Annotated in this window: 22 protein-coding genes and 1 tRNA gene; 9 read left to right on the forward strand and 14 right to left on the reverse strand. The window is 69.7% G+C overall.

All coding sequences use genetic code 11. From position 1 onward, the window contains the following. The first annotated feature begins 162 nt into the window (after window positions 1-162). Entirely contained in the window at window positions 163-636 is a 474-nt protein-coding gene (locus D8670_RS05955; protein ID WP_121817151.1) for a hypothetical protein, read from the forward strand. Window position 637: 1 nt separating this feature from the next. On the opposite strand, the gene arcS is transcribed toward D8670_RS05955, so the two are convergent. Continuing rightward, on the reverse strand, window positions 638-2452 hold the full coding sequence (gene arcS, locus D8670_RS05960) for an archaeosine synthase subunit alpha (RefSeq protein WP_121817152.1): 1815 nt from the start codon (window positions 2450-2452) through the stop codon (window positions 638-640). A 146-nt stretch (window positions 2453-2598) separates the two neighbouring features. On the opposite strand from arcS, the gene D8670_RS05965 reads away from it, so the two are divergent. Further along, window positions 2599-4482 (forward strand): ABC transporter ATP-binding protein, encoded by a 1884-nt coding sequence (locus D8670_RS05965; RefSeq protein ID WP_121817153.1) that lies wholly within the window; start codon window positions 2599-2601, stop codon window positions 4480-4482. A 37-nt stretch (window positions 4483-4519) separates the two neighbouring features. Here D8670_RS05965 and tgtA read toward each other — a convergent pair whose 3' ends face one another. Beyond that, window positions 4520-5995: a tRNA guanosine(15) transglycosylase TgtA gene (tgtA, locus tag D8670_RS05970; RefSeq protein ID WP_121817154.1), complete on the reverse strand. Its 1476-nt coding sequence runs from the start codon at window positions 5993-5995 to the stop codon at window positions 4520-4522. Window positions 5996-6073: 78 nt separating this feature from the next. Then, complete coding sequence (locus D8670_RS05975) at window positions 6074-6658, reverse strand: NUDIX hydrolase (protein ID WP_121817155.1); 585 nt, start codon at window positions 6656-6658, stop codon at window positions 6074-6076. A 182-nt stretch (window positions 6659-6840) separates the two neighbouring features. On the opposite strand from D8670_RS05975, the gene D8670_RS21625 reads away from it, so the two are divergent. Continuing rightward, a complete protein-coding gene (locus D8670_RS21625) occupies window positions 6841-6963 on the forward strand; it encodes a hypothetical protein (RefSeq protein ID WP_255458955.1) in 123 nt (40 codons plus the stop codon). Here the strand turns inward: D8670_RS21625 and D8670_RS05980 are convergent. The 6 genes from D8670_RS05980 to trmY all read right to left on the reverse strand — a co-directional run bounded on the left by D8670_RS05980 (window position 6960) and on the right by trmY (window position 12709). Continuing rightward, a complete protein-coding gene (locus tag D8670_RS05980) occupies window positions 6960-7730 on the reverse strand; it encodes an ABC transporter permease (RefSeq protein ID WP_121817156.1) in 771 nt (256 codons plus the stop codon). The two genes, D8670_RS21625 and D8670_RS05980, sit on opposite strands and share 4 nt — an antisense overlap. Further along, window positions 7727-8683 (reverse strand): ABC transporter ATP-binding protein, encoded by a 957-nt coding sequence (locus D8670_RS05985; protein ID WP_121817157.1) that lies wholly within the window; start codon window positions 8681-8683, stop codon window positions 7727-7729. Before D8670_RS05985 ends, D8670_RS05980 begins: the two co-directional genes overlap by 4 nt. Window positions 8684-8791: 108 nt before the next feature. Continuing rightward, a complete protein-coding gene (locus D8670_RS05990) occupies window positions 8792-10903 on the reverse strand; it encodes a hypothetical protein (RefSeq protein ID WP_121817158.1) in 2112 nt (703 codons plus the stop codon). A 222-nt stretch (window positions 10904-11125) separates the two neighbouring features. Beyond that, a complete protein-coding gene (locus D8670_RS05995) occupies window positions 11126-11662 on the reverse strand; it encodes a P-loop nucleotide/nucleoside kinase family protein (protein ID WP_121817159.1) in 537 nt (178 codons plus the stop codon). Window positions 11663-11980: 318 nt separating this feature from the next. After that, a tRNA-Pro gene (locus D8670_RS06000) sits at window positions 11981-12053 on the reverse strand. Between the two features lie 59 nt (window positions 12054-12112). Then, window positions 12113-12709 (reverse strand): tRNA (pseudouridine(54)-N(1))-methyltransferase TrmY, encoded by a 597-nt coding sequence (gene trmY / locus D8670_RS06005; RefSeq protein WP_121817160.1) that lies wholly within the window; start codon window positions 12707-12709, stop codon window positions 12113-12115. A 77-nt stretch (window positions 12710-12786) separates the two neighbouring features. On the opposite strand from trmY, the gene D8670_RS06010 reads away from it, so the two are divergent. The 3 genes from D8670_RS06010 (at window position 12787) to rnhB (ending at window position 15022) form a co-directional block, all read left to right on the forward strand. Continuing rightward, a complete protein-coding gene (locus tag D8670_RS06010) occupies window positions 12787-14085 on the forward strand; it encodes a tRNA pseudouridine(54/55) synthase Pus10 (RefSeq protein ID WP_121817161.1) in 1299 nt (432 codons plus the stop codon). An 83-nt stretch (window positions 14086-14168) separates the two neighbouring features. Beyond that, window positions 14169-14300 carry a hypothetical protein gene (locus D8670_RS21630; RefSeq protein ID WP_255458957.1) on the forward strand — a complete coding sequence of 44 codons (132 nt, stop codon included), beginning with the start codon at window positions 14169-14171 and terminating at the stop codon, window positions 14298-14300. Between the two features lie 74 nt (window positions 14301-14374). Further along, entirely contained in the window at window positions 14375-15022 is a 648-nt protein-coding gene (gene rnhB, locus D8670_RS06015; protein WP_121817162.1) for a ribonuclease HII, read from the forward strand. Here the strand turns inward: rnhB and D8670_RS06020 are convergent. Both D8670_RS06020 and secF read right to left on the reverse strand, forming a co-directional pair. After that, on the reverse strand, window positions 15019-16581 hold the full coding sequence (locus D8670_RS06020) for a preprotein translocase subunit SecD (RefSeq protein ID WP_121817163.1): 1563 nt from the start codon (window positions 16579-16581) through the stop codon (window positions 15019-15021). The genes rnhB and D8670_RS06020 overlap by 4 nt on opposite strands. Further along, window positions 16578-17438: a protein translocase subunit SecF gene (secF, locus tag D8670_RS06025; protein ID WP_121817164.1), complete on the reverse strand. Its 861-nt coding sequence runs from the start codon at window positions 17436-17438 to the stop codon at window positions 16578-16580. The genes D8670_RS06020 and secF overlap by 4 nt, the downstream gene beginning before the upstream one ends. A 117-nt stretch (window positions 17439-17555) precedes the next feature. Between secF and D8670_RS06030 the strand changes: the two genes are divergently transcribed. Beyond that, window positions 17556-17900: a DUF7968 family protein gene (locus D8670_RS06030; RefSeq protein WP_121817165.1), complete on the forward strand. Its 345-nt coding sequence runs from the start codon at window positions 17556-17558 to the stop codon at window positions 17898-17900. A 250-nt stretch (window positions 17901-18150) separates the two neighbouring features. Then, entirely contained in the window at window positions 18151-18450 is a 300-nt protein-coding gene (locus D8670_RS06035) for a hypothetical protein (protein WP_162994202.1), read from the forward strand. On the opposite strand, the gene D8670_RS06040 is transcribed toward D8670_RS06035, so the two are convergent. From D8670_RS06040 to D8670_RS06050, 3 genes are all read right to left on the reverse strand, one after another. Then, complete coding sequence (locus D8670_RS06040) at window positions 18447-18914, reverse strand: DUF5812 family protein (protein WP_121817167.1); 468 nt, start codon at window positions 18912-18914, stop codon at window positions 18447-18449. The genes D8670_RS06035 and D8670_RS06040 overlap by 4 nt on opposite strands. A gap of 170 nt (window positions 18915-19084) precedes the next feature. Beyond that, the gene (locus D8670_RS06045) at window positions 19085-19279 is read right to left on the reverse strand and encodes a hypothetical protein (protein WP_121817168.1); all 195 of its coding nucleotides are present in this window, start codon (window positions 19277-19279) and stop codon (window positions 19085-19087) included. Between the two features lie 223 nt (window positions 19280-19502). Beyond that, entirely contained in the window at window positions 19503-20156 is a 654-nt protein-coding gene (locus D8670_RS06050) for a helix-turn-helix domain-containing protein (protein ID WP_121817169.1), read from the reverse strand. A gap of 110 nt (window positions 20157-20266) precedes the next feature. On the opposite strand from D8670_RS06050, the gene D8670_RS06055 reads away from it, so the two are divergent. Next, window positions 20267-20794 (forward strand): HPP family protein, encoded by a 528-nt coding sequence (locus D8670_RS06055; RefSeq protein ID WP_121817170.1) that lies wholly within the window; start codon window positions 20267-20269, stop codon window positions 20792-20794. Window positions 20795-20798 lie beyond the last annotated feature (4 nt).

Genomic DNA, 20798 nt, shown 5'->3' on the forward strand with positions numbered 1-20798 from the left:
CGATTGAACGAGGAATACAACGCCGTTGTGCGCGTTAGCAAGACTCACGCCTCGTCGCGACGGACATCACCCGATTCCGTCGGACGGTTCGCCACGAACCGGCGAAACTGGCCGCAACGGTATCACCGGTTTATGTACTATATCTGTGTAACTCGTAGCGTCGTGAAACCGCTCGAAGACGAGTCGATCGACCGGCTACGGGAACGCCCGGACGACGCCGACCCCGGCTCCGACCGGTGGCGGCGGGCGATGGCGCGGCGGGACCGCGCGACCGTCGAAGCGGTCTACTCCGCCGCCGACCAGCCCGACCTCCCCTGCGGCTGGAGCGCGCGGCCCGGTGGAGATGGGATCGGATTCGCGCGACACGCCGGCGAGCGCTACGTCGTGTCCGCGGAGCGGACGCCGGACGGGGTCTGGTGTCTCCGCGCGGAGCAGTCCGCCGACGAGCAGACCTACGGCATCGAGGTCGGCGGCGCGCCGACGCGGGAGCGCGCGCTCCGCGGGCTGTTCGAGTGCATGGAACGGATCAACGCGGCGCTCGACGACGTGGGCCTCGACGGGCACGTCTGCCTCGCCGACGTCCTCGACGGCGTCTGTCGCTACGAGGCGGGGCGGCTCGCCCACATCGTCCAGTAACTCACTTCTCTTCGACGTGGCGGACCGAGCAGGCGATGCCGCGAGCGCTCTCAGCCATCTCCGGGCCGGTCATCTGCGCCCGGCCGACCGCGAACGCCGACGGCCCCTCGACGACCACCTCGTCGCCGACGCGCACGTCGTCGTCGGCGTCGACGACGCCCGGCGCGAGGACGCTCCCGTGCGGGACGAAGCCGTCTATCTCGACGCGCTTCGTCGCCGCGTCGCTCTCGACCCAGCGGCGCGCGCCGGCGAGGGTGAACGCGAGCACGCCGTACTGCGGCACCATCGCCGCGAGCTGCTCGCCGTCGGCGTCGTGGACGCGGAGCTTCGGGTAGCGGCTCTGCGTCGAGATGTCGCCGAAGAGGTCGTCGCCGGCGCCGTCGCCGAACTGGTAGTCCGCGATGGCGCGGACGGTGTTGTGCTCGCGCTCGCGCTTCGGGAACTTCAGCTCGCCCGACAGCGTCGAGGAGAGGTTGGCGAGCGACTCGGTCGTCGTCGGGTGGTCCTCGACGGTGTACTCGAAGTCGAGGCCGAGCGACTCCTCGACGCGCTCGCAGACGTCGCGGTAGCCCTCGTCCGGCACGTGCGCGACGACGCGGGGGTACTCGTTGCGTTCGAGGTAGCGCCGGAGGACGCTCGCGACGAACCCCTTCTCGTCCTCCGACCACCGCCCGGTCACCACGGAGTCGTAGTGCTGGGCGGGGTAGGTGAGTTCGAGCTCCTGGGGTACGACGCCGATGGGCGAGGTCATCGACACCGTGTGCGCGCGGAACTGGACGGCGTCGTGGAACTGGCCGTGACTCTGGGACTCGCTGTAGGGCTTCGTCGCCGAGCACGGGACCAGCACCAACGGGTTGTCGAAGCGGTTGCGGTACCGCGAGGTGACGCGGTCGGCGAACCGCTGGATCTCGACGCGCCGGAGGGTGTCCTCCGTCGCGGCGGTGATCTCGCTGGTGCGGTAGACCGGTGCGCGCTCCTCGGCGTACTCCCACTGCTGGTCGAACTCGCGGAACGCGGCGGTGAGCCACTGCTCGTGGCGGGCCTGCCCCTCGACGTAGTCCCGCAGGCGGCCCGAACGGATCCGCTCGCGGACTCTGGCGAGTTCCGCCGCCAGCGCGTTGACGTTGTGCTCGGCGCAGTCGCCGCGGTCGAACGACTCGACGGACTGCTGGCACGCCGGACAGGCGCAGGGGAGTTCGGTGAGGTCCTCCAGGAACGCCTCGCCGTCGCTGGTGAGGTACTTGCCCTGCGTCCCCTTGACGTACGCCTTGTCCGGGTCGACGAGGTCGACGCCCGCGTAGACGAGCGTCGCGACGTTCGCCGGCGTGGCGACGCCCGGCAGGTAAAGCGCGCTGTCGGCGGGGATCGCCTCGCGCAGGTCCACGATCGCCTCCCGGAACGCCGCTCCGTGGCCGACGAACCCGGGCGTGCCGGAGACGACGTAGGCGTCGGCCCCGAAGTCCTCGGCGGTGTCCGTCGTGACGACGACGGCGTTCGGGTAGTCGACCGCGGGGTAGTCGACGGCGAACGACTCCTGCACCTCGTCGGCGGTGCCGGAGGGGAACGCGCGGTGCGGGAGGACGGTCAGCGTCGACTCGTCACCCTCGGGGAGTTCGCGCTCCTCGGGCCAGAGGCTCCCGGCGTCCCGGACGATCCGGTGGACGCGGGCGCTCGTCTCGTCGCGGTCCGCCCTCGCGTCCGCGGATCGTGGATCCGCGCTGTCGACCAGGGCCGGTGTCGTCACCGGATCCGAGAGGCGGAGTTCCGCCACTCGCGCGGCCCCGTCGCGCTCGTGGACCTCGAAGTAGTCGGTCATACGCGTCGAGAGTGGTCCCGCCGGAATGAGGGTGTCGTTACGGCGTCGCCGGCGCGACGACGCAAGTGCCCGAGGGTCGGGGGTTCGTGTGCTACTAATTACCACACCCTCACAAGGTTTTTTGAACCGCCGGCTGGCCTTGACTCATGGATCAACTCGACACGGAGCGGGACGGCCGTCGCGCCCTCCTCGCCCTCGTCAGGCGATACGGCGACGGCTACCGCGTCCACCTCGCCGCCGGGATCTGCCTGACGGTGCTGACCGTGGCGGTGTCGCAGGTGATGCCGTACGTCCTCGGCGTCGCCATCGACGCGCTGTTCACGGGGGCGCAGCCGTACTCCATCCGGTTCCTGCCGGACGCGTGGATCCCCGCAGAGCGAACCGGCCAGTTCTGGTTCACCCTCGTCCTCATCGTCGCGCTGTCCGGCGCGGCGCTGCTTTTCGGCACTGCGGCGGACTTCCTCTGGGGCAACTTCGCCCAGCACATGCAACACGAGGTGCGCGTCGACGCTTACGAGGCGGCCCAGGAGCGCGATCTCTCGTTCTACGACGACGTGCAGACCGGGGAGGTGATGAGCGTGCTGAACAACGACGTGAACAAGCTGGAGAACTTCTTCACCCAGATCGTCTCGATGGGCATCCGCGTGCTGGTGATGACCACCGGGATCGCCCTGTTCATGCTGTGGATCCACTACCAGCTCGCCGCCGTCGCGCTCGTCGTCCTCCCCGTCCTCTTCGGCGTCACGCGGCTGTTCGAGCGCCGCGTCTCGCCGAAGTACGAGGAGAAACGGTCCCGCGTCGGCAAGCTGAACGGCCGGCTGGAGAACAACGTCGGCGGCATCCAGACGATCAAGTCCTACAGCACCGAGGACGAGGAGCGCGAGCGCGTCCGTGGCTCGTCGGCGGGCTACCGCGACATCGCCTGGAGCGCCTTCCTCGAACGCGTCGGGCTGATCGGGGCCATCTCCGGGCTGACCTCGGTGGGGTACGCCGTCACCTTCCTCGTCGGCGGCTACTGGGTGCTGTTCGGCCCGCCACTTTTCTTCACGGCGTCGCTGTCGGTCGGGACGCTCGTCACGTTCCTGCTGTACAGCAACCGGTTCCAGTTCCCGATGTACCAGTTCGCCGGCGTCCTCGACGGCTACCAGAACGCCCGCGCCGCGGCGGCGCGGGTGGTCACGCTGCTGGAGGGCGAGAGCGACGTGCGAACGCGTCCGGACGCCGACGACCTCTCCGTGCGAGAGGGCCGCGTCGAGTACGACGGCGTCACGTTCAGCTACGAGGGGAACGAGGAGTCGGCGCTCGACGACGTCTCCTTCGAGGCCGAGCCGGGGTCGTTCGTCGGCCTCGTCGGCCCCACCGGCGCGGGCAAGTCGACGACGATGAAGCTCCTCCCGCGCCTGTACGACGCGGACGAGGGCGCCGTGCGGGTCGACGGGCAGGACGTGCGGGAGGTGACCCTCGACAGCCTGCGCGAGCGCGTCGGCTACGTCTCGCAGGAGCCGTACCTCTTTACGGGTACCGTCGCGGAGAACGTCGCCTACGGCCTCGACGCGACCCACGGGGAGGTCGTCGCCGCCGCGAAGAGCGCCGGCGCGCACGAGTTCGTCGTCGACCTCGACGACGGCTACGACACGGAGGTCGGCGAGCGCGGCGTGAAGCTCTCCGGCGGCCAGAAGCAGCGGGTCGCGCTGGCCCGCGCGCTCCTCAAGGACCCCGAGATACTCGTCCTCGACGAGGCGACCAGCCACGTCGACAACGAGACGGAGGCGGTCATCCAGGAGCGCCTCGGCGACCTCACCGCCGACCGGACGACGTTCGCCATCGCCCACCGCCTCTCGACGGTGCGGGACGCCGACACCATCCTCGTGTTCGACGACGGCGAGATAGTCGAGCGCGGCAGCCACGAGGAGCTACTGGCCGCGGACGGCCTCTACGCTAACCTCTGGCGGGTACAGGTCGGCGACGTGGAGGAGCTGCCGGACTCGTTCCTCCAGCGAGCCCACGAGCGGATGCGGGCCGAAACGTAGCTCCGTTCGACGCGCTCGCCGGCCGCGATCCGGCGACCTACTGGCGCTCGGCCAGGTCGATCCGCTCGACGCCGTCGGGCAACCGGCGGACGACGTGGTCCGGCCAGTCGTAGTGGGCGACGGTGACCGCCGTCTCGGGGTTCAGTTCGGCGAACCGCGCCACGGCCTCGGCGGCGGCGCGGCGGGCCTCGTCGTCGGCCCTGCTCGGCGTCTCCGCGGTCAGCGGGTACGTCTGGGCGAGTGCGGGCGGCACGGGGCCGAACGGCGGGACGAGCCGCCACGTCTCGTCGTAGCCGGTGACGTCCGCGCCCTCCGTGAGCAGCAGGTCGCCCGCCGGCGCGTCGATCCGGTCGAGGCGCTCGCGGTGGCGCAGCACCTCCGGCCGGCGCGCGCTCTCCGAGGAGACGTAGAAGAACGTGCCCTTGGAGGTGGGGTCCTCGCGCTCCAGTTGCTCGGCGTGGTCGAGCAGCGCGCGGTAGCCGTCGAGCATCGCCGGGTGGCCGCGGGCGCGGGTCTCGACGAGTTCCAGCAGGTTCCCTGTCCGGATCGCCTGCTTGATCCGCCGGATCTCGGCGAACGTGACGTGGAGGTTGTGCGCGGCGAGTTCCTCCTCGCGGGCGTCGCGGCCCAGCGCCCGGACCTCGTCGGGGGTGTGCTCCGAGCACACCGGGCAGTTGCAGGGGAAGTAGTCGAGGTCGTCCAACTGCTGGGTGCCGCGCACGGTGAGGTAGCGGTCGTCGCGCGCGTACAGCGCGTACGCGGCGGAGTCGAACAGGTCACAGCCCAGCGCGGCGGCGAGCGCGAACATCATGGGGTGGCCCGCGCCGAACAGGTGGACCGGCGCGTCCGCCGAGAGGCCGCGCTTCGCGGCGGCGACCACGTCGACCATGTCGTCGAACCGGTAGTCGTTCATCATCGGTACGACCGCGCCGACCGGGAACACGTCGAGCGACGAGGCGTCGGCCGTTCGGGCCGCCTCCTCGCGCAGGTCGGGGTACGTCGACCCCTGCACCGGCGCGGTGACGAGCATGTCGCCCGTGTCGATCGTCTCGGCCTCGGCGATGCGCTCCTCGGTCGTCTCCAGGTCGATCTCGGCGGTCTCGCGCGACGCGTCGGGCGGCGTCGGGATGTCCACCGGCGTCCCGATGTCCGAGCCGATGTCGCGCTGGAACTCCAGGATCTCGGGCGGCGTCACGTCGATCTCGCCGTACACCGACAGCTGGAACGACCCCGAGTCCGTCATGATCGCGCCGTCGAAGTCGAGCAGTTCGTGGAGGCCCTCCGACAGCGCCCGCTCGCGCAGCGACTCGTTGCCGTGGATGATGTAGGAGTTGGTGATGAGGATCTCCGCGCCGAACTCGTCGGCGAGCCGCGACGGGCTGATCGTCTCCAGGTTGGGGTTTATCACCGGCAGCAGCGCCGGCGTCTCGACGGTCACCCCCGCCCGGGGGACGGTCAGCTCCCCGATGCGGCCCGCGACGTCCGCGTCGCGGAGTTCGAAGTGGTCGCGCATTGACTCGTCGTAGCCCGGGCGCGTGGGTAAGGATTCCGTTCTGTACGGGCGCACCGCTCGGAGCGGCGTTAGAGCCGTTCACTCGAACAGCGCGTAGTACATGACGCCGAGCGCGGTCCGGCCGTCGCGGATCTCGTTCTCGCGGACGGCCGCCAGCAGCGAGTCGAACGGCGTCGTGTCGACCCGGATGGTCTCGTTGTCGTCGAGGTCCTGCTCGCCGGTCGCCGTGCAGTCGCGGGCGACGAAGTAGTGGAAGACGGCGTCGGAGAAGCCGTTCGCCGGTTCGACGGTAACGAGGTGCTCGACGGCGTCGGCCTCGTACCCCGTCTCCTCGGTCAGTTCGCGGCGGACGGCCGCGGGCAGGTCGTCGTCGTTCTGTTCCAGACCGCCGGCGGGGAGCGCGCGGTTGACGCGGTCGACCGCCTGTCGCCACTCCTCGATGACGACGACGTCGCCCTCGGGGGTGAACGGGAGGACGACGACGCTCTCGCCCTCGGAGAGGTAGTCGAAGTCTGTCTCGGTGCCGTCCGGGAGGCGCACGTCCTCCTGCACGACGTCGAAGCCGGGACAGGTGTAGGCGACGCGGGAGTCCAGTGTCTGCCACGCGAGGCCGTCGCTCGCGGTCGGGTCGTTCGCAGCGGGGTCTACGGCGTCGTCGGGCATGCTCGGCGGTACGGCGACGGCCCGCAAAAGCGCGCCGGACCGGCGTCGGGACGAGGCGTCGCCCGGTTCGCCCCGGTCGGTTCGGGCGGTTCAGCCGTCACGCCGGTGATTTCGCGTAGTGTGACAACTCCTACCAGTGAAACACCAATAATAATTATATTGGTCGAGGAAAGAGTTCCAGTATGCTCCCGAGATGCTCGAACTGCGGGTCCCTCATGCGCCTGCAGGACGAGTCGTCCCGGCTGTTCCAGTACAGGTGCGCCACCTGCCACTCGAAGCTGACCGAACACAAGTCCGGCCGCTAGTCGGTGAGCCCGTAGCCTCTTTTGAACAGCGCCACGTCGACCAGCACCACGGCCAGCGTCAGCGCCGAGAGCACGGCCAGCGCGACGTTGTGGTCGATGTCCGAGTACGCGAGGAAGCCGTAGCGGACGCCGTTGACCATGTACACCATCGGGTTCAGTAGCGACAGCGTCCGGTAGATCGGCGGCAGGATATCCAGCGAGTAGAACACGCCGCCGAAGAACACGAGCGGCCGGACGATGAACTGATTCATGACGGTGAGGTAGTCGAAGTCCTCGGCCCAGAGGCCCCCCACGACGCCGAGGCTGGCGAACAGCACGGAGATGACGACGAGGAAGGCGACGAGGTAGAACGGCTTCGCGACGCCGACCGGTTCGAACGCCCAGCCGACGAGCGCGATGATGACGCCGACGACGAGCCCGCGGAGCGCGCTCGCCCCGATGTACGCGAGCACCATCTCCGTGTACGACATCGGCGAGGTGAGCGTCTCGTGGATGTACTCGTTCCACCGCCCGTGGAAGATCGAGAACGAGGCGTTCTCGAACGCGTTCGAGATCGCGCCCAGCACGATGAGTCCGGGCAGGATGAACACGATGTAGTCGAACCCCTGGATCTTGTCGATCCGGTCGCCGAGGATGACGCCGAACACCGAGAAGTACAGCACGTTGGTGATAAGCGGCGGGAGGAAGGTGTTCGAGGGGCGGCGGACGTACCGCAGTATCTCCCGCTTCACGAGCGCCCGCGTGCTCACCGACAGGAGGCGGGTCACGCTTCGGCACCTCCCGCGTCGCCGTCGCGTCGGCCGTCGTCGTTCGTCAGTTCCACGAACACCTCTTCGAGCGAGGTACGGGTGATCTCGAGATCGACGATCTCGTGGCCGCGGGCCTCCAGTTCGTTCAGCACCTGCGGGGCGGCGCGACCGCCCTGCTTCGCCTTCACGGCGAGGCGGCCCTCCTCGAACGCGACGCTCTCGACGCGCTCCACGTGGTCTAACGCGGGCGGCGCGGTCGGCATCTCCTGCAGTCGGACGTAGATGGTGTCGGTCCCGCGCCCCATCAGGTCGTCGGGGCTCGCGACCTCAAGCTTCCGCCCCTCGTTGATGATCGCGACGCGGTCGCAGAGGCGCTCGGCCTCCTCGATGTAGTGCGTCGTGAGCAGGACGGTGGTACCCTCCTCGTTGAGCTCTTGGACGATCTCCCAGAGGTCGTGGCGGAGCTGCACGTCGACGCCCGCGGTCGGTTCGTCGAGGATGAGCAGGTCGGGGTCGGTGACAAGCGCCCGGGCCAGCAGGAGGCGGCGCTTCATGCCGCCGGAGAGCCAGTCGAAGCGCTCGTCGCGCTTGTCGTAGATACCGACCTTCTTCAGCACCTCGTCGGCGCGGCGCTCGGCCTCCTCCTCGGGGATGCCGTGGTAGCCGGCCTTGTGTTGCAACACTTCCCGGATCGGGAAGAACCGGTCGACGTTGTACTCCTGCGGCGCGAGGCCGATGGCGTCTCTCGCCTGCCGGTAGTCGTCGACCACGTCGTGGCCGAACACGCGCGCCTCGCCGGAGGTCTTGCGGACCAGACCGACCAGCGTCTCGATGAACGTCGTCTTCCCGGCGCCGTTCGGCCCGAGCAGGCCGAAGAACTCGCCGTCCTCGACCGTGATGTCGAGGCCGTCGAGCGCCCGGAGGTCGCCGTACTCCTTCACTAAGTCCCGCGTCTCGATCGCGCGTGGCATCTACCGATCTGTCGCCGCTTCGCGGGCTAAAGGGCGTCGAAGCGGCGGCGCGCAACCGGAAAGAACGGCCGCATCGATCCCCTGTCGCCGGCGCGCAGTCCCGCCGGCTCAGAGCTTCCCAGCGTCCATCGCCTGCTCGTTCCGCCGTCGGGCCTGCGCGACTCGGCGGTCGACGGCGTTCGCGACCGGGTCCGGAACGTCGTCGGCCGCGTCCGACAGCCGCTCCGCCGCCCGGTCGAGGCGGTCACGGACCGCTTCGAGGCGGTCGTCCGCGCCGTTTTCGTCGCCCGCGTCCGCCCGCTCGGCGGCGCGCGCCGCGGCGTCCCCGACCGCTTCGAGCGCCCGCGCCAGTCCGCGGACGTTGCTCCCGTCCCCGCCGTCGCCGTCGTCGTCTCCGCCGTCACCGTCCGCCTCCGCCCTGACCCGCGCGGCCGTCTCCGTCGCCACCGACGCGAGGTATTCCGCGAGCGAAGCCTTCCCCGTCCGCGGGCGGTCGACGGTCGCGACGGCCCCCTCGTTCCCGTCTCCGCCGTCCCCGTCCGGGTCGGGATTGACGCGGAACGCGCCCACCTCGCCGTCGGCGTCGCGTACTTCCGTCGTGTACGCGCCGCCGCGGTGGACGTAGACGGCGTCGGGATCGGAGAGCGGCGCGTCGTAGAGCCGCCCTGCGAAGTCGTCCTCGACGGCGAGCGCTTCGAGGTCGTCGTCGGTCCCGTCGGGATCGACCCGGAGCTTCACCGCGTCCTCGCGGGGCGCGAGCGGTATCTCGCCGTCGACGCCCGCCACGGTCGGCGCGGCGTCGCCGCTCACCGAGACTCGCTCGCTGTGGGGTGCGACCCCCGCGCCGTTGACCGTCAGGCGGTGCTCGCCGGGGGGGACGTCTTGCGCGACCGCGACGCCGCCGAACGTCGGGACCGCCGTCGGCTCGCTCTCCAGCAGGACGACCGACTCGACACCGAGGTCGGTCGTGATCAGCCCCTCGCCGTCGGGCGCGTCGGCGCTCTCGGCGAGCCTGGAGACGGCCGCGACGACTCGCCCCACCGAGTCCGGGGGCGCGACGGCGTCGTAGCGCTCGGCGAGCGCCGACCGGTGGGACGGGTCGGAGATGTCCGCGGCCGGGTTCTCGTAGCGGGGCTGCTCCCAGGGCACGCCCGTCGCGGTGATGTGCCCGGCGATGCGGTCCTCCGCGAACTCCGGCACGTCGAACTCGAAGGAGAGCTGCGGCCCCTCGAACGCGTCGACGTGCTCCAGGTCGGCGGCGGGTTCGAGGGCGTAGGTCACGTCGGCGGTCGACTCGCGCTCGGACCCGAAGACGACGCCGGTCTCGCGCCGCGGCAGGTCGTCCGGCGGCGACGCGAGGTCGCCGTAGGACCGCACCGTCAGGTCGCTCGGGATCAGATCGGACCGGTCGACCGACGGGAGGCGCTCGTGCTCGTAGAGCGGTGCCCCGTCGAGTTCGGGGACGACGAAGGGGAGCCGCGACCCCTCGTCCCGCGGCAGACCGTACGCGAGCGGCCACTCGCCGACCGCCTCGACGCCCTCCAGCGCGCGGTTCGTCACGTCCGGGAACGTGCCGTCGAGCGAGAACCGCTGGAAGCTGTCGCGGTTGGCGTTGACCGAGAGGCCGCTGGAGTGCGACCCGAGTTCGGGCAGGACGCGCGGGATAGCGTCCGGCTCCGGGTCAAGGAACTCGTTGTTCGGGACGTTCCGGGAGTGGGCGCTGGCGACGAAAAGCACCGGCTCGTCCGCCTCGACGTCGACGAACACGTGGACCACCTCCCAGTCGTGCCAGTGGAAGTTCGTCGTGAACTGGTCGAAGACGGAGTAGAACCAGAACTGCACGACCGCGAGCGGCGACTCCTCGTACCGGACGGCGCTGTAGAACGCCGTCGGGGCTGGCGGAGCCCCGTCGGACTCGAACCTGCGCGTGTAGCCATCGAGCGCGTCGAACCCGTCGACGACCGTCCGGTCGCCGTCGTCGCTGACATACGGGCGCGGGTCGGTCGGGAACCACGGCTCCGCTTCGTCGAAGTACAACGTCGGCGCGAACCGCTCGGCGAGTTCGCGGGCCCGCTCGTCGTCGACGCCCTCCGTCGGCGCGTCCTCCCCGCCGTCGAGGAACCGCGCGCCGGCGAACCCGCCCGCGCCGACGACGCCCGCGCCGCCGGCGAGTTTCAGCAGGTCCCGCCGGGAGAAGCGGGCGGCATCGGGGTCTGCCATCGTTACCGGTCCTCCAGAGCGCCCGCGGAACGCTTCGGCGGGACGCGGGCGAGCCGATCCGTCGTGGAACGCGCGAAGCGACCGGGCGGGCGACCCGAGCGCGCCGCTCCGCCCTGCGTGCGTATCATACCGCGACAAATTACCGCCGAGGGATAGGTCTTCCGGCAGCGTGTTCGACGGCGCGTTCCGGCACCGCGTGACGACCGGCCCGCTGCCGTCGCCTCAGAAGTGCCGGTCGATCTGCCGCCGCGTTCGCAGTTCCGTCTCCGAGTTGTCGACGGTCACGTGGTCCATCGCGAGCGGGTCGAACTGTTCGCGGATCTGCCTGTGCACCTCGAAGTCGGCGTCGCTCTCGCCGCCCTCCCGCGCCTCGATGCGCTCGCGGACCACCGACTCCTCGCACTCGACCTTCACCGACCGGAACTCCGCGCCGAGGTCGTCGGCCAGGTCTCGTGCGCGCTCGCGCATCTGCCGGTACTGGAACGTGCCGTCGAACACGACGTCGTCGCCGCGGCGGATCGCGGCGCGGCCCCGGGAGAACAGTTCGTCGTACACGCGCTTCCGCTCCGCCTCCGTGTACTCGGGATCTGGAGCGACGTCCCGGCGGACGACGTCGGTCCGGACGAGGACGGCGTCGAGGCGGTCGACGATCGACTCGGAGACGGTCGTCTTCCCGACGCCCGGCGGGCCGCAGACGACGACCAGCGTCGGGTGGTCGGCCGCCGTCTGCCCGGCGGCCGCCGACCCGGAGTCAGCCATCGGTCTCACCCGCGGTGCGCCCGTCAGCGACGCGTCCGGAACTCATTCGAGATGACGATCAGCCGGGTGGTACAAATTCCTGTCGGGACCGACCGGGGCGACGCTCGCCGGTCGCGATACCGGCGAGTTGCTCCGCTCAGCGGGCAAAATGCGGGAGAAGTGGGCCGGCGCGAATGTCGAATCACGTCCAGAGGGTCCTGCTCGGTCGCTTCGCTCGCTGTGCGGGCTACCTCTGGCCTACTTCGAATTCGCTTGCCGCGATTTACCACGCATCGCAGACTCGTCGCTCCGCTCCTCGTCATTGCGATGCGGGAAAAGTGGGCCGGCGCGAATTCGAATCGCGGTTACGGCCACCCGAAGGCCGAAGGATACCAAGCTACCCCACCGGCCCGCACTGAGAACAAGGGTGGGGTCGTTTTTAACGGTTGCGGAACGGTCGCCCCCTGCGGATCAGTACCGCTCGAACCCGTCCGTGTCGAGGTAGTTGTGCGCCACGGTGATCGCGTGGTCGGCGTGGAGGCGCTCCGGGCCGAGGCGGACGCGGCGGTCCGCGGCCTCGGCCAGCAGGTCGGCCTCCGCGTCAGCGAAGTCGTGGTGGTCCGAGAGGACGAACGCGGGGTCCTCGGGTGGGTCGACGTCCACGACGGGGTCGCCGTCTTCGTGGAGCTGCACGACGGTGCTCTCGCTCGCCACGTCCTTGATGACGGGTTCGACGCCGCGGCGGGTGAGCGACACGCCGGGGCTGGTCTCGACGGGCATGTGGCCGATGGCCTCCTCGCGCTCGTCGAGGGCGTTGCGGACGAGCGCCGCGGTGGAGCGCTCGTCGGGGTTGAGCCGTCGGATCTCGCTCCCCTCGAACGTGACGGTGAACTCGTCGGCGAGCACGAGGTGGGCGCGGACGTCCTCGCGGACGTCGTGCGAGAGGAAGAACGCGGAGTTGACGCAGCGACAGAGCACGTCGAGGCGGCCGGCGCCGCCGGCGATGTCGTCGAGCGAGAAGTCTGGCGTCGTCGGCGCGTCGTGGCCGATGATGACGAACTGGCGCATACCGGAGCCTGCGCCGCCGCTCCAATACGTCCGTCGGAATGGCAAGGCAATTACCCGCCCCGCGTCTCTGTCCGGGTATGACCGTCATCGAGGACGCCCGCGCCGTCATCGACGCGGGGCCGGTCTGTGACTCCTGTCTCGGCCGCTGCTTCGCCGACCGGAGTTTCGGACTGACGAACGCGGAACGGGGGAAGGCGCTCCGGGTGAGCGCCGCCCTCGAGGACGACGAGCCGTACGAGTCGCCGTCGCCCGACGAGTGCTGGGTCTGCGAGGGCCGCTCCGGCGAGTTCGACGAGTGGGCCGAGCAGGTCGCCGAGGCCGTCGAGGGCGTCCGCTTCGGGACGTATCAGGTCGGCACGCGCACGCCGCCGCTGATCGAGGAGAACGAGGCGCTGCTCCGCGAGGAGGCCGGCCTGCCCGAGGACGCCGGCGAGTCGTTCAAGTCCGAGTTCAACCGCGAGGTCGGCAAGCGCGTCGGCCGGCTCACGGACACCGAGGTCGACTTCGACCGCCCGGACGTGCTCGCGCTGCTCAACCTCGAACGCGAGGGGGACGTGGAGGTGCAGGTGAACCCGGCGTTCGTCTACGGGCGCTATCGGAAGCTGGAGCGGGACATCCCCCAGACCGAGTGGCCCTGCCGGGAGTGCGGCGGCAGCGGCAAGCAGCTCGGCGACGACGGCGAGGAGCCCTGCGACTACTGCGGCGGGAGCGGCTACCTCTACGACGAGAGCGTCGAGGAGCTCGTCGCCCCCCACGTCCGTGAGGCGATGGAGGGCCGCGAGGCGGTGTTCCACGGCGCCGGCCGCGAGGACGTGGACGCGCGGATGCTCGAACGCGGCCGCCCGTTCGTCGTCGAGGTGAAAGCGCCACATTTCCGGTCGCCGGACACCGACGAGCTGGAGGCCCGCATCAACGAGGCCGCGGAAGGGACGGTCGAGGTGACCGACCTCGCGCTGGCGACCCACGAGATGGTCGAGCGCGTGAAGGAACTCGACGCCAGCAAGACCTACCGGATGGACGTCGCGTTCGGCGAGCCCGTCGCAGTCGAGGACCTCTCGGCCGCGCTGGAGGAACTGGACGGGACGACCGTCGAGCAGTACACGCCCGAGCGCGTCGACCACCGGCGAGCGAGCATGACCCGCACCCGGCAGGTGTACGAGATCGAGGGGACGCTGGACGACGACACGCACGCGACGCTCGAACTCCACGGCGAGGGCGGCCTCTACGTCAAGGAACTCGTCAGCGGCGACGGCGGGCGGACGGAGCCCAGCCTCGCCGGTCTGCTCGGCGTCGACGCCGAGGTGACGGCGCTCGACGTCGTCGACGTGCAGGGCGAGGAGGAGCCGTTCGACGCGCCCGAGTACCTGCGGGAGTAGGCGACGGACGCCGCGGTTCGCGGTCCCCGTCCCCCGAACCTTTTTGCGTGCTAATCCGTACCATAGTACGGAGGGGATTCCCGATGTGTCACCACTACGAGAGCGACTACCTGACCGAGCGCGAACCCGCGTACGAGCCTGAAACGGAGGCCGACGAGGAAGAGGACGACGACCTCGAAGAGGTCGACCCCGTGGTGCCGCCGGCGAACGACTGAGTCCACTCGCTCGTTTTTTCCGTCGCGCCGAGCGACCGCAAAGGGTTTTCTCCCCGCCGGGTAACGACGCCCCCATGAGCGACGCGTTCGGCGCCGACGAGGCGGGGAAGGGACCGGTGTTCGGGTCGATGTTCGCGGCGGCGGTAGCGGTGGAGGACCCGGCCGCGCTCCCCGAGGACGTCGACGACTCGAAGCGGCTCTCCCCCGAACGCCGCGAAACGCTGGCCGAGCGGCTCCGCGAGGACGACCGCGTCGCCGTCGGCGTCGCCGAGATCCCGCCCGAGCGCATCGACGCGCCCGAGACGGACATGAACGCGCTCACCGTCGCCGCGCAGGCGGAGGCGCTCTCGGCCGTCGTCGCCGACGGCATGCGCGGCGTGGTCGACGCCGGCGACACGAGCGAGGCGCGGTTCGCCCGCCGGGTCGCCGACCGGGTCGACGCGGACGTCGACCTCCGCGCCGAGCACGGGGCGGACGAGACCCACGCTATCGTCGGCGCGGCGAGCGTCGTCGCGAAGGTGGAGCGCGACGCCCAGATGGCCCGCTACGCCGAGGAGTTCGGCGCGGTCGGCAGCGGCTATCCGAGCGATCCGACGACGCGGACGTTTCTGAAAGAGTGGGTCGACGAGCGCGGGGAGGTACCGCCGTTCGCAAGGGAGACGTGGGCGACCTGCGAGGACGTCCTCGCGGCCGCCGAGCAGTCCGGGCTGGGCGACTTCTAGCGGCGCGTCACCAGCGCCCGGAGGATGTCACCGTAGGCGGGGCGCGTGACGAGCACCCCGACCAGCACGCCGAGGATGGTGACGATGGCGAAGCCCTGGAGGTCGCCGAGGCTGAGCACGGCGAGCGGGCTCATCGCGACGATGGTCGTCGCGGCGGCCGCCCCGATGACCCAGAACGCCTTGCGGAAGCGGTTCTGGAAGATGCGGCCGGACTCCACGTCACCCTCGGCCATCACCCCGTCGGCGATGATGATCAGGTCGTCGACCCCGGTGCCGATGACGGCGATGAACCCGGCGATCACCGACAGGTCGAGCGGGTACTGTATCGCCGCCGCGAACCCGAGGAGGATGACCACCTCGGACAGCGCGGTGACGACCATCGGTGCGGCGATGCGGGCGTTGCCGTACCGGAAGTAGACGGTGAGGCTGACGGCGATGACCGCGATGATGCCGGTGATCATCGAGTTGATCTTGAACTGCTCGGCGAACGCGGGCTCGATGTACGAGGTCTGCGCGGCGGTGTAGTTGAGCGGCGCCGCGAGGCGACCCGCCTGGAGGTTCAGCCGCAGGTTGCTCGCCTCCTCCTCGCTGCGCGCGGTCATCCGGAACGACGGGTCCTCGTTGAAATCGCCGTTCTGGAAGCTCTGCGCGAGGTTGTTTCGGACGCCGGCGGCGTACACGATGTCGTCGTCGACGATCGTCAGCAGGCAGTAGCCGGGGTCGGTGTTGTTCTCGCTGTCGAGGTCGTAGGCGCAACTGCTCGGGTTCTCGGCGAACCCGGCCGCGGTGAGGTTACTGGAGAACTCCTCCGCGGCCTGCCTGTTCTCGACCGTCACGGAGACGTAGTACTCGCCGGTGCGCTGGTCCTGCTGGACGGTGCTCCCGACGTCGATGTCCTCGCCGCGCAGCACCGTCTCCTGGGCGTACCCCTGCGAGCCGTTCGAGCTCGGGTAGGTAGCGTCGATGCGCACGTCACCGCGGTCCTGGATCAGGGTCCGCAGCTCCTCGCGGTCGCGGTTCGGCGCCGTGACGACGATGTAGCGCTCGCCGGAGGCGGTCGTCGACTGCGTCACCGTCCCACCGGCGAGGCCGGACTCGCCGATCTTGCGGTCGAGCGTCTCGACGATGTCCCGCCGCGTCTGGTCGGTGACGCCGTCGCGGATCTCGCCGTGGGAGACGTTCGCCGCGGCGAGGGCGCTCTCGAACTCGCTCTCGGAGACGCTGCGGTTGAACACCTCGACCGTCCCGGACTGCCGGCTCGCCCGGACGTCGATCAGGTCGAGGCCGAGCTCGTTGGCCACCTGCCGCTCGACCCGGTTGCCGTCGTCGAACTGCGCCTCCTCGGCCGTCATACCGACGACCGGCGCGCGGATCCGCGCGCCGCCGGCGAGGTCGATGCCGTACTGGAGGTTGGTCGGCCCCTCGTTGTCGACCGACCGGTTGCCGTCGTCCTGACCGACGACCGCGCCGGGGACGAACAGCGCGACCGCGCTGAGCGTCAGCAGGACGACGAGGATCGATACGCGCCAGTTCTCCCGGATGGCCCCGAGCGCGCTCATCGGGCCACCCCCTCGAACTTGTACCAGCGAAGCAGGCTGAGATTGAGCATGTACGTGTTCATCAGGTCGGCGACGAGGCCGAACACGAGGACGACCCCGATGTCCCTGAGCAGGTCGATGCCGAACAGCGTCGCGGTGATCGCCATCACCGCCATCGCCGCGATGGAGGTGAGCGTCATCGTCACGCCGGTCCGCATCGCGCGGTGCGTGCTCTCGTAGAACTCGCCGGAGCGCCGCAGGATGTGGTTGTTCAGCAGGATGTCGGAGTCGACGCTGTAACCGATGAGCATCAGGAGGGCGGCGACGGTCCCGAGCGAGAGCTCGATCCCGACGACGTTCATCAGCGCGAGCGGGATCACGATGTCGCTGAACGCGGAGGCGACGATGGCGACGCTCGGGACGAACGTCCGGAAGAAGACGAACGCGAGGACGCTCATGCCGGCGAAGGCGATGGCGACGCCGTACAGCGCCTCGGTCTGTGCTTGGTCGCCGAAGCTCGGACTCGTCGTGGAGCTCGACCGCACGTCGTACCCGGCGTCCTCGGCCTGGGTCTCCAATTCCCCGATGTCGGACGACTGGAACTCGACGATGTAGGTGTTCTCCTCGCCCTGGATCGCCCGCACCGACGTCGGCTCCGCGTCGAACGCGGTACGGATCTCCGACTGCGAGTCGTCGGTCTGGACCGTGAGCTCCGACCCGCCCGTGAACTCGATGCCGAGGTCGACGGGCGCGCCGGTAAAGAGATACCACCCGAGAAGAATCGCCAGCGCGACCGCCAGCACGGCCAGGGGAACGGCAACGAGCTGGCGGTTCGTGTACTGGGTGTAGTCGATTTCCGGTACTTCGAACTCTACCATGGCCGCGATTGCGTAACGGCGCCGAATAAGCCTTCTTATATCGATAACCGCCCGCAGGGATGGTGGGAGGCGTTCCCACGCGACCCCGTCCGCGGCGGTCCGCGCGGCCGAGTACCTATGTGTCGCGAGCGGCTACTCCCCCGCATGAGCCGAGAGACAGCCGACGCGGTCGTCGTCTCGTACCCGGCCGACCTGAGCGACTGGGGGCGCTTCCAGGTGGAGAAACCCTCGTTTCGCGCGTTCCTCCGGCGGACCCGCGACGAGGCCGCCGAGGGCGACGTGTGGGAGGAGTTCGTCGGCGTCGGGTGCTGTGGCAACACGCTCGACGTGCCGCTCCGCGTCGAGTCGGTCGCGGGCGGCGACCGGATCGACGACGACACCGAGTTCGAGTTCGCCGTCCGCGAGGCCTGCGACCTGCAGGGCGGGTGGCAGGTGCAAAGCGCCGACGGCCCGACGGCCTGACGACCGTCCCTCTCGGCGGTGAAACCGATCGATCACCTCCTCCTGCGGGCATCGAAAATTTCAAGCGCAAGAATAAGGTAGATAACCGCACCGATCGCACCGGGGCATCAGTACCACCAATACCCGCCACAGCCAGCGATGACCGGGAGCGACGATACGGCCTTCGGAGGGACGCTGAACGGACTCACGTACGTCTTCCTCGGTCTCGCAGCGATGCTCGCGTTCGTCTACTCCGGAGACGCGGTCGATAATGCGAACCTCGGTGCGCTCGTCGCGGATGGCGAACATCCCGGCCGGGGTCGCAGCGAGCGTCGCGGTGGTGGTGCTCGGAGTTGCCTCCCTCCTCGCGCCGCGGCTTTCGCCCTCGTTCGCCGACCTGAACGCCCGCTGGACCGGGCTGTTCTGGGCGCTCGTCGGACTCGGGGTCCTCGGTATCAGTACGATGAGCGGGGGTAGCTCCGGCAGATGGGTCAGCGGCGTCGTCCTCGGCGGCGGGTTGCTAGTCTACGGGGTACCCGTCGCTGCGGGTCGAGGGACCCCCGACGCCTAATCCGGCAGGTAACGGACGTTCACCACGTCGTCGGCGCTGCGGACCTCGACGCGGACGGCGTCCAGCCGCGCGGCGCGGGCGAGCGTCGCCTCGTCCTCCAGCACGTCCTGTGCCGCCTCGTCGGCGGTCCCTTCGGGCACCTTGAGCACGTGGACCTCCCCGGTACCGGCGCGCTCCTCGCGCGCGAGGTCGCCGACCTCCTGTTCCTCGGCGATCTCGACGGCCTGCCGGGTCGGCGAGAGGTCGCTGTCGACGAGTTCGATCGCGCGGCGCTCCTCTACTTCGATCACCTGCCACGTCACCTCGAGTGGCGGGTCCGGCGCGATGGTCGCCGTGACCACGTCGTCCTCTTCGACGCCCGGGTTCGACGACAGCGTGTGGACCTGGCTGTCCTCGACGTCCCGCATCACGGCCGACTCCTCGTCCGCGTGGGTGACGAGGAACGTTCCCGTTTTCTCCGACATGCTCGGGGATAGCCGCGCCGGGTTTTTGCCCGTGTCGGTCGCCGTCGACGGCGTTCGGCCGCGGGTGGACGATGCGGGGACCAGTGGGTCCGCTCGTCGGGGCGACGTCCGTATCGATGGTTGGTCGCGAAAACGAACTCGGAGGGAAAACCGCGGCGCGTTCGGCGGAACTACTCCTCGGTGGGAGACGCGAACTCGTCGTTCCCGCAGGAACAGGTCCCGTCCGTTCCGACCGGGCGTAGTTCCCCGTTTCGAACGGTCTGTACGGGGTAGATAGTCCCGCACTCCGTGCACTGACCGAACGTCTGCGGCTCGCCGCCCGACCCGGGGTCCTCTCTGTTGCCCTTCGGTTGCTGACCCTTCATCCCTCCGCGTAGACGAACTCCTCGTTCTCGCACTTCGCACACCCGTTCTCGGCGAGGGGTGTTACGCGAACGTCGTCCTTCTCTCCCGGTTGCTGATTCCCGCACGCAGTACAGTGGCCCAACACAATTTCCATACCTCTGATTGGCCTTCCTGGCGCAAACCCCACACTGCTGTAATAACAACTCATTTATAAGGAAAGCGGCGACTGTCCCGAACGAGCGGCTACTCCTCCGCACCGAGCTCCGAGTTCTCGATCAGGTTGCGCGTCCCGCGCCGAAGCCGCGACGAGAGCGCCTGCTGAGAGATCCCGAGCGCGTCGGCGACCTCGGACATCGTCGCCGCGCGGGGCGAGTCGTAGTACCCGCAGTGGAGCGCCGTCAGCAGGGCGTCCCGCTGAGCGTCGGTCAACGGTCCCGTCGTTTCCAGCGGCGTGAGCGAGTGGATCGCCGTGACCGTTATCGGGATCTCGTGTTCGAGCGTGTACCGCTGAAAGTCGGAGACCGCGTCCTGGCTGACGCCGCGAACCTCGAACCGCCACTCCTCTTCGGTCCCCTCGGCGGTGAGCAGCGTCACGTCCGCTTCGGTGAGCCCCGCGAGGATACCCGCGTACTCGGGTACCCACTCGCACCGCATGAGGTACTGCGTCTCGAACTCGTCGACGACTTCGATGTCGCGGACGCCCGGATGCTCCGCGAAGTGTGGCAGGATCTCGTCGACGACGACCCCTCGCACCCAGAAGTACGGGACGACCGCCGACTCGTCGTCGCGCGGAACGACCCGCTCCAGTTCGACCGTCACGCCCGCCTCCAAGTCCGAGAAGATGCTCCCCAGCGGGAACACGTCCGACTCGACAGTGAACTCGACCACGGTCGCCATATCGCCTTCACCACCGCCCGTCGGGTAAAAACGGGGGAGGGAGAGCGGCGTCACCCGCCCGAGCCGATCGATCAGGAGGCCTTTGAGGGCCGAGCGACGACGCCCCGGACATGCGCCGACGGGTCGGAACGAGCCTGTACGCCGGACTGCTGTTCACCGTTCTCGGAGCGATCGCGTGGCTGACCGGCCAGCCCTTTATCTTCCCGAGCCTCGGCCCGTCGGCGTTCGTCCTCGCGTTCGAGCGGCGGGTCAAGCGGCGGGAGATGTTCCGCATCGTCGGGAGCCACTGCATCGGAGCCGCCGCCGGCCTGCTGGCGTGGACCGCGGTGGCCGCCGGCGTCTCGATCACCGCCGACCCGGCGGCCGCCTCGCCCGAGGGACTCCGGCTGGCGGCGGGCGCGACGCTCTCTATCGTGCTGACGAGCTGGGCGATGATCGCGACGGACGCGATCCACCCGCCGGCCTGCGCGACGACGCTCATCGTCTCGCTCGGCCTGCTCTCCGCGCCGCTGCAGGTCGCTATCATCGTCGCGAGCGTCGTCGTCCTCGTCGCGTTCCACGCCGCCGTCCTGCTGGCGTTCAAGCGGCTCGTCGGCGACTCGCACCCGCGCTACCGTGGGGACGAGCCCGGCGAGTGAGGCC

Origin of the sequence: Halostella limicola, from assembly GCF_003675875.1 — an archaeon.
Taxonomy (GTDB): Archaea; Halobacteriota; Halobacteria; order Halobacteriales; family Natronoarchaeaceae; genus Halostella; species Halostella limicola.

What these genes read in the sequence shown, in the direction of transcription:
- arcS (WP_121817152.1), bottom strand. Translation starts at nt 2,452, where the DNA reads ATGACCGACTACTTCGAGGTCCACGAGCGCGACGGGGCCGCGCGAGTG.
- D8670_RS05965 (WP_121817153.1), top strand. Translation starts at nt 2,599, where the DNA reads ATGGATCAACTCGACACGGAGCGGGACGGCCGTCGCGCCCTCCTCGCC.
- tgtA (WP_121817154.1), bottom strand. Translation starts at nt 5,995, where the DNA reads ATGCGCGACCACTTCGAACTCCGCGACGCGGACGTCGCGGGCCGCATC.
- D8670_RS05975 (WP_121817155.1), bottom strand. Translation starts at nt 6,658, where the DNA reads ATGCCCGACGACGCCGTAGACCCCGCTGCGAACGACCCGACCGCGAGC.
- D8670_RS21625 (WP_255458955.1), top strand. Translation starts at nt 6,841, where the DNA reads ATGCTCCCGAGATGCTCGAACTGCGGGTCCCTCATGCGCCTGCAGGAC.
- D8670_RS05985 (WP_121817157.1), bottom strand. Translation starts at nt 8,683, where the DNA reads ATGCCACGCGCGATCGAGACGCGGGACTTAGTGAAGGAGTACGGCGAC.
- D8670_RS05990 (WP_121817158.1), bottom strand. Translation starts at nt 10,903, where the DNA reads ATGGCAGACCCCGATGCCGCCCGCTTCTCCCGGCGGGACCTGCTGAAA.
- D8670_RS05995 (WP_121817159.1), bottom strand. Translation starts at nt 11,662, where the DNA reads ATGGCTGACTCCGGGTCGGCGGCCGCCGGGCAGACGGCGGCCGACCAC.
- trmY (WP_121817160.1), bottom strand. Translation starts at nt 12,709, where the DNA reads ATGCGCCAGTTCGTCATCATCGGCCACGACGCGCCGACGACGCCAGAC.
- D8670_RS06010 (WP_121817161.1), top strand. Translation starts at nt 12,787, where the DNA reads ATGACCGTCATCGAGGACGCCCGCGCCGTCATCGACGCGGGGCCGGTC.
- D8670_RS21630 (WP_255458957.1), top strand. Translation starts at nt 14,169, where the DNA reads ATGTGTCACCACTACGAGAGCGACTACCTGACCGAGCGCGAACCCGCG.
- rnhB (WP_121817162.1), top strand. Translation starts at nt 14,375, where the DNA reads ATGAGCGACGCGTTCGGCGCCGACGAGGCGGGGAAGGGACCGGTGTTC.
- D8670_RS06020 (WP_121817163.1), bottom strand. Translation starts at nt 16,581, where the DNA reads ATGAGCGCGCTCGGGGCCATCCGGGAGAACTGGCGCGTATCGATCCTC.
- secF (WP_121817164.1), bottom strand. Translation starts at nt 17,438, where the DNA reads ATGGTAGAGTTCGAAGTACCGGAAATCGACTACACCCAGTACACGAAC.
- D8670_RS06030 (WP_121817165.1), top strand. Translation starts at nt 17,556, where the DNA reads ATGTGTCGCGAGCGGCTACTCCCCCGCATGAGCCGAGAGACAGCCGAC.
- D8670_RS06035 (WP_162994202.1), top strand. Translation starts at nt 18,151, where the DNA reads ATGCGAACCTCGGTGCGCTCGTCGCGGATGGCGAACATCCCGGCCGGG.
- D8670_RS06040 (WP_121817167.1), bottom strand. Translation starts at nt 18,914, where the DNA reads ATGTCGGAGAAAACGGGAACGTTCCTCGTCACCCACGCGGACGAGGAG.
- D8670_RS06045 (WP_121817168.1), bottom strand. Translation starts at nt 19,279, where the DNA reads ATGAAGGGTCAGCAACCGAAGGGCAACAGAGAGGACCCCGGGTCGGGC.
- D8670_RS06050 (WP_121817169.1), bottom strand. Translation starts at nt 20,156, where the DNA reads ATGGCGACCGTGGTCGAGTTCACTGTCGAGTCGGACGTGTTCCCGCTG.
- D8670_RS06055 (WP_121817170.1), top strand. Translation starts at nt 20,267, where the DNA reads ATGCGCCGACGGGTCGGAACGAGCCTGTACGCCGGACTGCTGTTCACC.